The organism is Prevotella sp. ICM33 (assembly GCF_000517825.1).
Lineage (GTDB): Bacteria > Bacteroidota > Bacteroidia > Bacteroidales > Bacteroidaceae > Prevotella > Prevotella melaninogenica.
Genome location: NZ_JACD01000072.1, coordinates 191533 through 206388, shown reverse-complemented (window position 1 = coordinate 206388; position 14856 = coordinate 191533). Strand labels below are relative to the sequence as shown.

At 40.2% G+C, this 14856-nt stretch carries 8 protein-coding genes and 1 pseudogene; 5 read left to right on the top strand and 4 right to left on the bottom strand.

What is annotated here, in order from left to right; all coding sequences use genetic code 11:
- Positions 1–654 precede the first annotated feature (654 nt).
- The 4 genes and pseudogenes from HMPREF1505_RS09490 (at position 655) to ccsA (ending at position 7429) form a co-directional block, all read left to right on the top strand.
- Positions 655–1961 (top strand): annotated as a pseudogene (locus tag HMPREF1505_RS09490) (hypothetical protein).
- Positions 1962–2008: 47 nt separating this feature from the next.
- Complete coding sequence (locus tag HMPREF1505_RS09485; RefSeq protein WP_036924912.1) at positions 2009–3367, top strand: imelysin family protein; 1359 nt, start codon at positions 2009–2011, stop codon at positions 3365–3367.
- Positions 3368–3483: 116 nt separating this feature from the next.
- Positions 3484–5181: a di-heme oxidoredictase family protein gene (locus HMPREF1505_RS09480; RefSeq protein WP_036924910.1), complete on the top strand. Its 1698-nt coding sequence runs from the start codon at positions 3484–3486 to the stop codon at positions 5179–5181.
- 82 nt (positions 5182–5263) lie between these two features.
- The gene (ccsA, locus tag HMPREF1505_RS09475; RefSeq protein ID WP_036924909.1) at positions 5264–7429 is read left to right on the top strand and encodes a cytochrome c biogenesis protein CcsA; all 2166 of its coding nucleotides are present in this window, start codon (positions 5264–5266) and stop codon (positions 7427–7429) included.
- Positions 7430–7662: 233 nt separating this feature from the next.
- Here the strand turns inward: ccsA and HMPREF1505_RS09470 are convergent, their stop codons facing one another.
- The 4 genes from HMPREF1505_RS09470 to HMPREF1505_RS09455 form a co-directional block, all read right to left on the bottom strand.
- Positions 7663–8415 carry an ABC transporter ATP-binding protein gene (locus HMPREF1505_RS09470; RefSeq protein WP_036924908.1) on the bottom strand — a complete coding sequence of 251 codons (753 nt, stop codon included), beginning with the start codon at positions 8413–8415 and terminating at the stop codon, positions 7663–7665.
- Entirely contained in the window at positions 8396–11755 is a 3360-nt protein-coding gene (gene secA, locus HMPREF1505_RS09465) for a preprotein translocase subunit SecA (RefSeq protein ID WP_036924907.1), read from the bottom strand. Before secA ends, HMPREF1505_RS09470 begins: the two co-directional genes overlap by 20 nt.
- A gap of 84 nt (positions 11756–11839) precedes the next feature.
- The gene (locus tag HMPREF1505_RS09460) at positions 11840–12208 is read right to left on the bottom strand and encodes a hypothetical protein (protein WP_036924906.1); all 369 of its coding nucleotides are present in this window, start codon (positions 12206–12208) and stop codon (positions 11840–11842) included.
- A gap of 6 nt (positions 12209–12214) precedes the next feature.
- The gene (locus HMPREF1505_RS09455; protein WP_036924949.1) at positions 12215–13393 is read right to left on the bottom strand and encodes a DUF4105 domain-containing protein; all 1179 of its coding nucleotides are present in this window, start codon (positions 13391–13393) and stop codon (positions 12215–12217) included.
- Between the two features lie 155 nt (positions 13394–13548).
- On the opposite strand from HMPREF1505_RS09455, the gene HMPREF1505_RS09450 reads away from it, so the two are divergent.
- A complete protein-coding gene (locus tag HMPREF1505_RS09450; protein ID WP_036924905.1) occupies positions 13549–14856 on the top strand; it encodes a membrane protein in 1308 nt (435 codons plus the stop codon).

Below are 14856 nucleotides of genomic sequence, written 5' to 3'. Positions count from 1 at the left end.
CAATAAATATAGGTTAGAAATATCTTTACAAATAACGTAAAGATATTCTTTTAAAAACCGAATAAAACACTATTTTCGAGGCTGTTTGTAACTTACAATGTATCAGTATGTTGTAAAGATGCTTGCGAAGAGGTGCTTAATAGGCCTGCAAAAGGGCGTTAATAAGACCTCAAAAGGGCATCTTTTGCAATCCAATAGGGCGTCTTTTCGAGTCCAATTAAGCATCAATAAAAATCTACGAAAGAAAAAATCCTTACAGAATCGCTTATTTGTAGATTCCCTTTTAGCCCTAATTTACCTTTTAAAACTAAATCAGTTTGGTCTGTCTTTGTAATAGCGGTTCAATAGAATACATACGTTATAAATGTATATAGGTGGTTTTAGGATTATAATAGATGTTAGTATGTAATTCGTCTAATACGGAAACGTGATTTATTGTGACCTTAATAATTAATTGTGATAAAATAGTCTATTTATGTAATGGGCTGTTTGTATTATTTTCAATAATACCTAAATATGGTGAAAAACCTGAATAAAAGGTTGAGTGTTGTGGTATAACTTAGGTACATAATTTCAACATATTTAGGTATTGTCTTTTAATTCAGAAAACTCTACCGTTGCATCCAAGTTATAAATATATTAAATAATAACTCAATGATGAAGTTTATATCTGGGATAACTTTTGCCGTACTCCTTTCTGGTACGACCGCAGTACATGCACAAGTAAATGCAGCCGATTCTGTTATGACACATGCTAAAGGCAATAAGTTAAGTCTTGGCGGTTATGGTGAAGCTGCTTATTCTCGCAATTTTTACAGTGATAATGGTAATCGTTATACGACGCCAGGCCTTTATAAGAAGGACCCAAGCCATGGAAGATTTGATATTCCGCATGCCGTTATCTATCTTGGTTATGATTTTGGAAAAGGTTGGTCTGTAGGATCAGAGATTGAATTTGAGCATGGTGGCTCTGGTTCTGCTATTGAATATGAGGCAGACGAAGCAATTGAGTTCGAACATGAAACAGAGAAAGGTGGAGAAGTTGAACTTGAGCAGTTCTGGCTTCAGAAATCATTCAGTAAAGCATTTAATATTAGAGCAGGACATATTGTGTAGTTCCATTTGGTTTAGTGAATGCACATCATGAGCCATTAAACTTCTTTACAGTATATCGTCCTGAAGGGGAAAACACAATTCTTCCAAGTACATGGCATCAAACAGGTATTTCTTTCTGGGGTAAGGCAGGCGATTTTAGTTATGTTGCACAGATGATTGCAGGATTGGATGCTTATCACTTTAGTCGTGCTAACTGGATTCAGAAAGGTACATCAAGTCCTTTCGAGTTCGAGGTTGCTAATAAGTATGGTTTTCTTGCACGTGTAGACAATCATACTATTCCTGGTCTTCGTATTGGTGTTAGTGGCTATGTTGGCCAGGCTATGCACAACAATGTTCCACATGATAGTGAGAAGGGAGAGAAGAAGAAGATTAAGGGTAATGTCTATCTTGGTAGTTTAGACTTCACCTATAATAAGTATAATTGGATTGCACGCGGAAACATCGACTATGGTTATGTAAGCAATGCGCAAGAGATTTCACAGCTTACCTATCCTAATGTACAGTATGTTAAGCCATACGAGTCAGGTAATGGTAAATACTTCGGAAGTCATGCAATGGCAATGATGTTTGAGGTAGGTTATGATATCTTCTCTCAGATTCACAAGATGCGTGAAGACAATCAGAAGCTTTATGTCTTTGGACACATTGAGCACTATGACTCTTACATTCATGCTGCAACTAAGCAGTGGACTAATAGAACTGTTCTTGCAACAGGTATCAACTATTATCCTATCCCACAGATTGCTATCAAGGCAGAATACAACTACCGCAATCTGAAGAAGGGATATAACGATGAGCCATCAATTAATATTGGTATCGCTTATCAAGGATTCTTCCTTTAAAAGACAAAGAATAAAGATTGAATAACCATTATTTAAAAAAGATTGTAATGAAAAAAGTAACAAAACTTGCTATGTTCCTTCTTGCAGGAACATTAGCTACAGGCTTTACTGCATGTAGTGATGATGATGATGTTGTTAGTACAACGATTCTCACTCCAGGTCAGCAGGCTGAATTAAACAAGGTTGCAAACGAAAGTAGTGCAAATGCTAATAAGACAGAGATGGGTAAGGTTGTAGACAACTACTTTAAGGCAGTTGTTGAACCAACATATACGTCTTTAGCAGAAAAGTCTGATGAACTTTACAATGCTTGCCAGAATCTGTACCAGAAGCGTAAAGCAGGTACACTGACTCAGAATGACATTGATGCTGCTTGTGAAGCTTTCAAGGCTGCACGTAAGGAATGGGAGCAGAGTGAGTCATTCTTGTATGGCGCAGCTTCTGATAATAAGATCGACCCACATATTGACCAGTGGCCTCTTGACCATGATCAGTTGACAAAGGCTTTGAATGATCCAAAGGTTATTGCTGGTATAACAAGTGAGAATCCTGCAAAGTTTGTTTATGAGAATAATGGTAACTTTGACTCAGTATTAGGTTTCCATGGTTTGGAGTTTGTTCTCTTCCGTAATGGTAAGAACCGTACAGTAGCAGCCTTCAATGCAGAGAAAGAGACAGAAGCTGGTCTTACAAGTGTAAGTACTGTAAACGAAGCAGCTTTTGCAGCAGCCGTTGCTGGTGACCTTCGTAACATGACTTATCTCTTGGAATATGGATGGTTAGGTGCAAGTATTCCTGCTGCTCATAAGACACAGCTTCTAAATGCGATGTGGGTAGTAAATGGAACACGTTACCAAGGTCTATCTCCAAAGAATATTCCTTATCGTGACTATTTGAGATTTGCAACTACAGAAAGAGGTTATTTCCCATCATGGCATGAGACAATTAACAATATCTTTATTGGCGGATGTAGTGGTATTTGTGAGGAGGTCGCTTCACAGAAACTTGGTCAGGCTTATCGTACAGCTACGGGAACAGCTACAGCTGACGATGCTGCTAACTACATCGAGTCTCCTTATAGCAAGCGTTCATTCCAAGACTACCAGGATAATATCTACTCTATCAAGAATTCACTCTATGGAGTTCGTGGTACAGAGAACATCTCTACTCCAGTTCAGTACTCTATTATGAACTTCTTGAAGAACAATAACTATCCTAAGTACAGTGAGTTGAACAGCGCTCTTAACGAAGCAATTGCAGCCTTGGAGACAGCTAAGAAGAGTGGTATTGCTTTCATCGATAATCCAGGTCATGCACAGGTTAAGAATTGTATCGAGAAGGTTGAAGCCTTGAACGAAGCGCTTAATGAAGCTGGTAAATGGATTAATCAACAGACAGACAAGTAATCCAACTCTTGCAAATTTGAAAAGCAAAGATAATATAAAGATAATTTAAAGAACGTAGCTTTGTCTTCTTTAGGACAAGGCTACGTTTCAAACGTACATTTAAACTATAAAACATTATGAGACACAACAGCTATAGCAAATTCTTTCTTGCTGGAGCTTTATTATGTTCATTTACTGCATGCTCTGACGATAACGTTTCGCCAGAAACACCACTAAAGCCATCAGAGCCTGAAACGAAGTACATTGGTCAAGCGGTAGGTAACTTCTCTGCTGACGAATGGTATCCAGGTGGTAAGCTTGGCACAACTGAGAATACTGCTGCAGGTGGTTATGAGGACAACACACCAGCCATCGACGAACAAGGACTAACTGATCTCTTCAACCAAGGTGATATGATGGTAAGTGCTAAGTATACCCTTAGTACCGAACCATACAAAGGTTGGGGACCTGTTGCTTCACGTCGTTCATGCGAATACTGTCATGCGGGTGGATATGCACACGGACATAGTCGCAACGATATGGATCCTGTAATGGGCAACGGTTACATCGTTTCTGTTTATACTCCAGATGCTCCAGGAAGCAATAATGGTACACCAATTGACCAGTTGACTACCTTTACGATGCTTCAAGCTGTAGAGCCATTCTTGCCACCAGTAGATCCAAAGCAGATAAAGATTACTTGGCATGATGTTACTTCAATGCCAAGCGGACTCCCAATGCAGTTCCCTGATGGTGAGAAGTTTAGTCTTCGTTATCCTTCTGTTGCTATTCCACAGTCTGCTTTCAACACAGACCCAGTGCCAAGCAACTATGAAGTACGTTTGATAGCTTCATGTAACTTCCAAGGTCTTGGTTTGATTGATGCTATTTCTAATGAAGACTTAAAGAAGCAATATGAGACAGAGGGACGCTTTGTAGAGTTGAATCCAGAGTTCTGGGACAATACAACAAAGCAGTTGAAGCCTGAAGCATGGGCAAGTGATTATTTTGGAAACAAGTTCATCAAGCGTTTCAACTACGACTTACTTGATGGCTGTCTTGAGAATGATGTAGCTTTGTGGGATGAGTTGAACATCTTACGTTCAGATATCAAGCACATCTGTTCTACTGAAGCATGGGCTAAAGCAATGTCTGAAAACCAAAATGTCATTGATTATATACAGCAGCATGGAAGTAATCCAACGTCTTATGTACATCCTTATTATAACGATGGAACCCGCGAAGGTATAAAGAAGGCAGTAGGCTATTTGCTTTCTCCAAACGATAATGTTGACTTGTATAATAATCCTTACTTCAACTTCAAGCCAGAGATGAGCGACGACGCTTATCATGCATTTATGGTTTGGCACAGAGGTCTTGCCGTTCCAAGAGCAAGAAACTTGAATGATAAGGTGGTTCAGCGAGGAAAGGAACTCTTTGTTGGCGATCTTGGATGTGCTCATTGTCACAAGGCTTCTTGGACAACAGGTGCAGACAATCATGGCTCTTCTAAGATTCTTGGCAATAAGCAGTTGCCTAAGTATGCTAATCAGAAGATTTATCCTTACTCAGACTTTATCCAGCACAAGTTGGACATGAAGAATGATATTCATGGTTCATGGTGCCGTACAACACCTTTATGGGGTAGAGGTCTGTCACTTATCAACTCTGGTGCAGAAGATCGTCTCCATGATGCTCGAGCACGTAATGAGATTGAAGCAATCATGTGGCATGCTTATAGTAAGAACAGTCAGGCTTATAAAGCTGCTGTGAAGTTCTATAAGTTGCCTAAGGCTGATAGAGATGCAGTGGTTAAGTTCATACGCTCTATCTAATAATTTTAGTAAGTAACAAGAACATTTATAGGAAGAAGATGTAGTCTCAGAAGGACTCATCTTCTTCTTTATTATCTTACAGATGCGAACAAAGAAGACGCTTGAAATTATTTATGTTCTCCTTGTAATAGTGATGGCAACGGGGACAATCATTGGGAAATATACCAGTCTTGATTATGTTTCAGACAACATCTTCGGGTCGTGGTGGTTTTGTTTGTTGTGGGCTATTGGTACTGCAGCAGGCATTGTTTATTTTCTAAAGCGAAAGATTCGTCGGCCAATTGTTATAACATTACATTTGTCTTTTGTTGTAATTCTCCTTGGTGCATTGCTAACTCATCTCACCTCTAATAAAGGTGTGGTACATCTTCGACAAGGGAAAGCGATAGATACGTATATTACCAAGGATGGTAACGAGGCTAAACTACCATTCAGTATTCAACTGAACAAGTTTACTGTGTCTTACCATGCTGGCAACATGGCTGCAATGGATTATGCATCAATTGTCACACTTATCCAAGGAGATAAGCATGACCAGTATCAGATTTCAATGAATAATATCTACTCTGGCTATGGCACACGCCTTTATCAAAGTAGCTATGATGAAGACATGAAAGGTAGTTATCTCTCTGTTAATTCCGACCCGTATGGAATTCCTGTTACTTATTTAGGTTATGCCCTTCTGTTTTTCGGACTTATAGCGATGCTGATTGACCCTAAGGGAAACTTCCGACGTTTACTCCGTAAGGAAGCAATAGCTGGCATCATGTTGGTGATGGGCTGTTTGAATGCAAGTGCACAGCCTGCATTACCACGTCAGACTGCTGACGAGTTTGGAAAGATATTGATTGTTTATAATGGACGAATTTGTCCTATAGAGACGTATGCAATCGACTTTACCACAAAACTTTATGGTAAGAAAAGTTACAAAGACTTTACTCCTTCTCAGGTTTTAACGGGCTTTATGTTCTGGGGACAAGAGTGGATGAAGGAGCCTATCTTAAGACTAAAGGGAGCTGAACTGCGTAATAAACTGAACTTAAATGAATATATTTCTCCTATGAGTTTGTTTGGACAACAAGGTTATATATTAGGACCTTACCTCCAAGATGCACATAACCAGGAGAATGACAATGTATCAAAGCAGTTGCTTGATACGGACGATAAGATGATGCTGTTGATGGAATTAACGCAAGGTAAACCACTCAGAATCTTCCCTTATACGTCTAAAAGTAATACTGTTGACTGGTTTACACCTACTGATAGATATCCGAAAGATATGCCAAAGGAACAGCAACAGTATATCCGATCTATTCTTCCTTTAGCGGGGCAGCTTGCCAGACAGGGGAAAATAGATATGCTGAACGAGCTTATCTTAAAATTAAGAAAGTACCAATATAGATATGGTGGCAATACTATTCCATCTGATACAGTGATTAAAGCAGAAGGAATCTACAATCATTTTCCATTTGCAACTATACTTTTCATTTTTAATTTGACAGCAGGTTTACTCTCAGTCTTATTCCTTGCACATAAGAAAAGATATAGATTTTTTACCTGGTTAATGTCTCTCTCATGGTGCGTTCTTACCTTTACGTTAGCTCTGAGATGGGTTATTAATGGTACGATCCCACTTGCTAACGGCTATGAGACGATGTTACTGTTATCTTGGCTTATCATGCTTGTATCTGTTTTGACGACAAGGAAGCTACAACTTATGACAACTTTCGGATTACTCATGAGTGGTTTTATGCTTCTTGTAAGTCATCTTGGCGAGATGGATCCAAGTATTACGCCGCGTATGCCTGTGCTGAATAGTCCACTATTAAGCATTCATGTAAGTATCATCATGATTTCTTACGCACTTCTCTCTCTTACGTTTATTAGTGCGATAGCCTATTTTCTTACTTGTAATAGTAAACGAGAAAGCATTATGGCTGCTAATCGCCAGTTGACCGTTCTTTCACAGATTTTCCTCTATCCAGCCATAACAACATTGGGATTAGGAATATTTATTGGAGCTATATGGGCTAATATTAGTTGGGGAAGCTATTGGGGATGGGACCCAAAAGAAACGTGGGCTTTGATTACCTTCATGATTTATGCTATCCCCTTGCATACCAATTCTTTTTCAGCATTAGGTAAACCAAAGAATTATCATCTCTTTATGTTACTGTCATTCTTTAGTATACTTATGACCTACTTTGGTGTCAACTATATCCTTGGTGGTATGCATTCTTATGCTTAAGGTGTACATGTGTGTTGTACTCATATGTTTATTTAGAGTTAAGGAGGTCTTCGCACAAATGGTGTTGACCATTAGCACCATATGTGCGGGGCTGCAACACCACATGTGCGGAGCAGTCGTACACTAATAGATAAGGACAAGAAAAGTTCGTTTTTGTTGTTGCTTACAAACGAATAAGGTCTGAATGTTTCGCACATTCAGACCTTATTCGTTTCTAATATTGTTTTATGTCTCTACAAGAAGTAGTTCTCTAACTCCTTTATCGACTCCTCTGTTATGTCATCAATATTCTTTATAATCTCACCTTTCTCCATCAATACAATTCTATTACTGATATCTGTTGTATGGTGTAGATTGTGACTTGATATGAGAATAGAAGCCTTATGTTTCGTTTTATACTCTATCAAAAGTTTTTTAAGATGATTCTGACTACTTGGGTCGAGGAAGTTGAAAGGCTCATCAAGGATAACGAACTTTGGACAAGAGAGTAGGGCAGCAACTATGCCAACCTTCTGTTTGTTTCCTGCAGATAGTTCACGGATATATACTTTTCTGCCAAGAACCTCATCGCCAAGGAAGGATTGTAAGTTGTTAAGTCTTTCTTCCATCTCCAGTTCTTCAATGTTATTGACTTTCGCAATAAAGGTAAAGAACTCCTTTGGCGTAAGGAACTCTATTAAAAAACTCTCATCAAGATAAGCAGCTATATAACTTTTCCATGCGTCTTCAAGATGAGAAACTAAAGTCATATTGCTGTTAAGATTTGCTTTATCCTGTTGACTGTTTTCGTCAGTAAGACAGAAGTTTACGATACCACTGTCAGCTTTGATTAGATTAAGAATCAGACGGAAGAGAGTTGTCTTACCAGCGCCATTATTCCCAACAAGACCAATAATCTCGTTGGAGGGAAAACAAAAATCGGGGATAGACACAGCTGTCTTATCCCCGAATTTCTTTATAAGGTTATTAACGGATATCGCGACCATGACAATTCTTAAATTTCTTACCACTACCACATGGACATGGGTCGTTTGGACGTGGCATCTTGTCTGCACGATATGGAGTGTGGTTTACTTCCTGTGCGCCTTCGCGGGTGTCATGCTGTGCTGCAGCAACCTGGTTAGGGTCATTTAGTTCCACCTTCTCCTCTCTGTACTGCTGGCTATGCTCCTCTGGCGCAGCCTCCTGAATGTCCTCAGCTGGCTGCATCTCTGGAATCTGACCACGCATGAGTACACTTGCAGTACGATTGTTCATATCGTCAATCATGTTGTCCCACAACTTCACACTTTCCAACTTGAAGATGAGCAATGGGTCTTTCTGCTCGTAAGAAGCATTCTGTACAGAGTGACGAAGGTCGTCTAACTGACGGAGATTCTCTTTCCAATCATCATCAATGATATGGAGAAGAATAACCTTCTCAAACTGCTTAACAACAGACTTAGCCTCGCTCTCGTAAGCTTCCTTCAAGTCGCATGGTATGTTGTAAACGCGCTTACCATCTGTAATTGGAACCATGATACGCTCATACATTGCGCCTTGATTCTCATATACCTGCTTGATGATAGGCCATGCAACAGTCTGGATACGCTCTGTCTTGCGTGAGAAAGCCTCCATTGCAGCCTGGAAACTGCGCTCAGAAAGTTCTGAAGTGTTACCACCATTGAACTCTTCCTCCGTGAATGGACATTCCATAGCAAGAATCTTCAAGAATTGTTCCTTGCAACCCTCATAGTCATTGTTCTCAATGATGTTTACGCAACGGTCCCAAATAATGTTAGAAATATCCATGCCGATACGCTCACCCATCAAAGCGTGACGACGCTTCTCATAGATAACTGTACGCTGCTTGTTCATGACATCATCATATTCCAACAAACGCTTACGGATACCGAAGTTGTTTTCCTCAACCTTCTTCTGGGCGCGTTCAATACTATTTGAAATCATTGAACTCTCAATACGCTCACCCTCTTCAAAGCCGAGTCTATCCATTACCTTAGCAATACGCTCTGAACCGAAGAGACGCATCAACTTGTCTTCAAGTGATACATAGAATACTGATGAACCTGGGTCACCTTGACGACCAGCACGACCACGAAGCTGACGGTCTACGCGACGGCTCTCGTGGCGCTCTGTACCGATGATTGCCAAACCACCAGCATCCTTCACTTCCTGAGAAAGCTTGATGTCGGTACCACGACCTGCCATGTTGGTAGCGATTGTTACTGCACCAAGACCATCTATAGAACGACCTGCCTCGGCAACAATCTGAGCCTCCTTCAAGTGCTGCTTAGCATTCAAAACCTGGTGTGGAATCTTACGCATATTAAGCATCTTACTCAAAAGCTCACTGATTTCGACAGATGTTGTACCAACAAGACAAGGACGACCTTGATTTCTCATTGCCTCAACCTCGTCGATAACAGCTGCATACTTCTCACGTGCTGTTTTATAAACGCGGTCTTCCATATCCTTACGCTGGATTGGACGGTTGGTTGGAATCTCAACAACATCGAGTTTATAGATGTCCCAGAACTCACCAGCCTCAGTAGAAGCTGTACCCGTCATACCTGCAAGTTTGTGGTACATACGGAAGTAGTTCTGTAAAGTAATCGTTGCGAAAGTCTGTGTCGCTGCCTCTACCTTTACGTGTTCCTTTGCCTCAACAGCCTGATGTAAGCCATCGCTCCAACGACGACCTTCCATGATACGACCAGTCTGCTCGTCGACAATCTTAACCTCACCATTCAAGACAACATACTCATCGTCCTTGTTAAACATGGTGTATGCCTTTAAAAGCTGTTGCAATGTGTGAACACGTTCACTCTGAACACCGTAGTGAGCCATCAATGCATCCTTCTGATCGATATATGTTTGCTCATCAATAACTTTATCATCCTTCTGCTTCTCAAGTGCAGAAAGCTCTGTGGTAATATCAGGTAATACGAACAACTGGTCATCCTTTACCTGTGCAGCTAACCATGCTGTACCTTTATCTGTGAGGTCGCATGAGTTCAACTTCTCGTCTGTCACGAAGTAGAGAGGTTCGATTGCCTTTGGCATTTCACGGTTGTTATTAGCCATGTAATACTCCTCTGTCTTCAGCATACCAGCCTTGATACCTTCCTCAGAGAGGTATTTAATGAGGGCTTTGTTCTTAGGCAGTGCCTTAAATGAACGATAGAGGGCAAGGAATCCTTCCTCCTGGAGCTTCTGGAAAACCTCTTTATTGTTTGCATTCTTCTGTGCCTCAGCCAACTTGTGGCGAGCTTCTGAAAGAAGTTCTGTAGCCTGCTTGCGCTGAACCTCATAAAGGCTCTGTACCAATGGCTGGAATTCTTCAAACATCTGTACGTCACCCTTTGGTACTGGACCACTAATAATAAGAGGTGTACGAGCATCGTCAATTAACACAGAGTCAACCTCATCGACAATAGCATAGTTGTGCTGACGTTGTACGAGGTCGGCTGGTGATACTGCCATATTGTCTCGCAGATAGTCGAAACCAAACTCGTTATTGGTACCGAAGGTGATATCTGCTTGATAAGCCTTACGACGTGAAGGAGAGTTTGGTTGGTGCTTGTCAATACAATCAACTGAAAGACCGTTGAACATATAGAGAGGACCCATCCATTCAGAGTCACGCTTTGCAAGATAATCGTTGACAGTTACGACGTGGACACCATTACCAGTGAGGGCATTAAGGAATACTGGAAGGGTAGCAACAAGGGTTTTACCTTCACCAGTAGCCATCTCGGCAATCTTACCTTGATGAAGAACTGTACCACCGAATACCTGTACATCATAGTGAACCATTTCCCACTTGAGGTCATTACCACCTGCTGTCCAGTGGTTGTGGTAGATAGCCTTGTCGCCATCAATAGTGATAAAGTCCTTTGAAGGGTCTGCAGCCAACTCACGATCGAAGTCGGTGGCTGTTACGATTGTTTCCTCATTCTCAGAGAAACGACGTGCTGTATCCTTGACAATAGAGAATGCTACTGGCATAACTTCATCGAGAGCCTTCTCATAGTTGTCAAGAGCTTCTTTCTCAAGTTTATCTATTTGATTGAAAATAGCTTCACGGTCTTCAATCGGTGTAGCTTCAATTGTTGCACGAAGTTCGGCTATCTTCTCACGTTGTTCCTTACCTGCATCCTGGACATACTTCTGGATTTCCTTTGTCTTTGCACGCAATTCGTCATTGCTGAGTGCTTTAATCTCTGGATATGTAGCCTTTACCTTATCTACGTATGGCTGTATAAGCTTCATATCACGTGTTGACTTATCTCCGAAAAGTGCCTTTAATATCTTATTGAAATTCATTTATTCAAATTGAGTTTGTTATTTATATTAGAGGTTTTCCCTCTTTGTTTACTTCTATATATCTATGTTTTGTAATATTGTTTATTACGCTAAAGGAAGTAAACTGGGGGCACGAATCTTGATTCCAGTCCTTAAGGAAAGATTAGGAAGGAATAGTTGTGATTCCTGATTATTATTTGATTGAGATGTTAAAGTAATGGAATAATTGTCGTATAAGTCTGTCACAAAGACTGCTTTGCTTTGTGCAGGCTCTGTTTCTTCGTCTTCTTTAATCTGCTTAAAGGCCTCAAGAACTGACAGAATCTCCTGTTCAACGCCCTTAAACGCTTGCTTATGGCAAAGATCTTCGATGTTGACATCACCCAACGCAATCTTTAGCGCAGACTGATAGCTCTGCGCCTCGACTCCTGTTGCCGCAAGTACGACAAGTAAAGCGGTGATGTATTTATTCATTATCTTTTATTTCTTTGGACTACTCACGGTTGGTACAACCGCTTTATTAATCCGCAAATGTACTATACAATGTAATAGCAAGAATGATGCCACAATTAATATTGGCAGTGGTATTTCTTGGAATAAACTTCCGAAAAGTCCTAAAATGATAAGGACTCCCCATATTTTCCACCATATTACCTTCTTCTTTTTAATTGTACTATATAGGAAGAACAATGGTAAAGGATTAAAGAATAATAGGATGAAATTCAAGCTAACACATGGATGTTGTGAGAAAATCATAACGAAGAAGATAATTCCCATGAGCCCCGATGTAAGCATTAAAGCTAAGTCCCACGCCCAATAAACCTGCTGTCTACGATAGCTAAAGAGCATCATTACAAGACTGATAACTGCAAATATGAGTGCTACAGATAGCGGAGAAAGTGGAAAAACTGGTTCTGCCACTTCTGTTTCAGCATCTAATAGTATGTTAGTTTCCTTTACTAAAGGCTTTCCGTTGTATCTTGCTTTGTCAAAGTCACTCCTTAAGTTCTCTGGAAGAAACTGCTGTTCAGACTTTGTTGTCTTACGATCAGCATTCACACCGAGTAGGAGGTCTTCTCCGAATTGTGACCATTCATATTTATTGTTCCATTTATGTATCATAGAACGGAACGTTGCATCTTCTTCTGCTGGTGGATAAACAACCTTTCCATGGAGGTGATTAACGAGCATATCACGTGCCCTTGTGGTACAGTTGTCAAAGAAGTAGTTGTAGCGATAAACTACATTTTCAGGTTTCATGTTCTCCTGCAAAGCTTTATAGATAACCTCTTTATCCTCAGCTGATAAATTAAGAACCTGTTCGACAACTCCTCGCCCTTCATAACTATATTGAGCAAGGAACATATCCATAGGTTGAACTCCCATGCGATAGTCTGTCATACCAAGAACAAAACGAGGGATAAAGTAGGTTTGGTCGAGGGAGAAAATACCATAGTTGATGGCAAGGTCTTCTCCGCTTTCTTTGTCGTAATATCGAATAGCGGTATGACCATATTGTGCCCAAACTTCTTTACCGGGTGAACAAGTCAAAAGGGATATCTGAATACGATCAGGATTAGTCATAGACTGAGCCCCCGCTGTAGCGTTAACAACAGACAGGATGAAAGTCAGTACAATATATAATAATCCCTTTTTCATTTTCTCCGCAAAGGTAGTAAAAAAGCATGAGAGCACAAAGAAAGCTTATTAAAAATCAAAATCCTTTATTGTTTTTCTGCAATATAGATTTTTTTTAATAACTTTGCGCCAATATATTGTTTAGACATATCGTCAGAATAAGAAAAAGAAAGCGAATGAAAAAGATAATTGCAGCAGCGTTCCTTGCAGGTCTTGCAGTACAGGTGTCAGCTCAAAGCGGAACTAACTCTCCATATAGTCAGTATGGATTAGGTGCTTTGACATCTCAGGCAACAAGTTTTAATCGTGGTATGAACGGATTGGCATACGGATTTCATGAGCGTAATCAGGTGAACTATGCGAACCCTGCTTCATACGCTTCTGTTGACTCTCTTTCATTTATATTTGATGCAGGTGTTAGCCTTCAGTTGACTAATTTTGAGGAAAATGGTAACAAGGTAAATGCTAAGAATGCTGATATTGAATACGTTGTTGCGTCATTCAGAGCTTTTAAGCATGTGGGTGTTAGCTTTGGTCTTTTACCTTATACAAATGTAGGTTACAACTTTAGTAACACTCAAAATGTCAATGCTTTCCCAAGCACATCTTCTGTAAATGCTACGTATTCCAATGCTTATAATGGTAGTGGTGGTTTACATCTTGTTTATTTAGGTGCTGGTTGGGAGCCTTTTAAGGGTTTCTCATTTGGTGCGAATATTGGTTACTTGTGGGGAACATTGAATCGTAATTCGACAAATACCTATAGTGACAGTTATGTTAATACATTGTCAAAGAATTACTCTGCACAGGTAAAAAGCTACAAGGTTGACTTCGGTGCACAATATACTTATGCTGTAGATAAGAAGAATGAGCTGACCTTGGGTCTTACTTACTCTCTTGGACATAATTTAGGGACAGAGGCTGAGTGTAATTTGATTTCAACAAATTCACAAACAAGCATTTCTGATACAACTCGTTATGTTGTATCAAACTCTCTTGAACTGCCTCATACTTTCGGAGTTGGTTTGATGTGGAATCATAATAACCGTCTGAAGTTCGGTGTTGACTATCAGTTGCAGAAGTGGGCTAAGCTAAAGTACCCACAATTAACCACAGTCAATGGTACAACAAGCTATAATCTTGTTGATGGACAATTCAATGATCGTCATAAGTTCACATTAGGTGGTGACTACTGCAAGGGCGAACGCTATCGTGGTTTCTTTAGTCGTATGCACTATCGAGCAGGTTTTAGCTATGCCAGTCCTTATCTAAAGATTAATGGTGTAGACGGTCCACGAGAGCTTTCTGCAAGCCTTGGAGTTGGGATTCCAATCCTCAATGCTTACAATAATCGCAGTATGTTGAATATCAGTGCAGAGTGGGCGAACCAGAGTGTTACGGGAATGATTAAGGAAAATATGTTCCGTATCAACGTTGGTTTCACATTTAATGAGCGCTGGTTTGCTAAGTTCAAGGTTGAATAA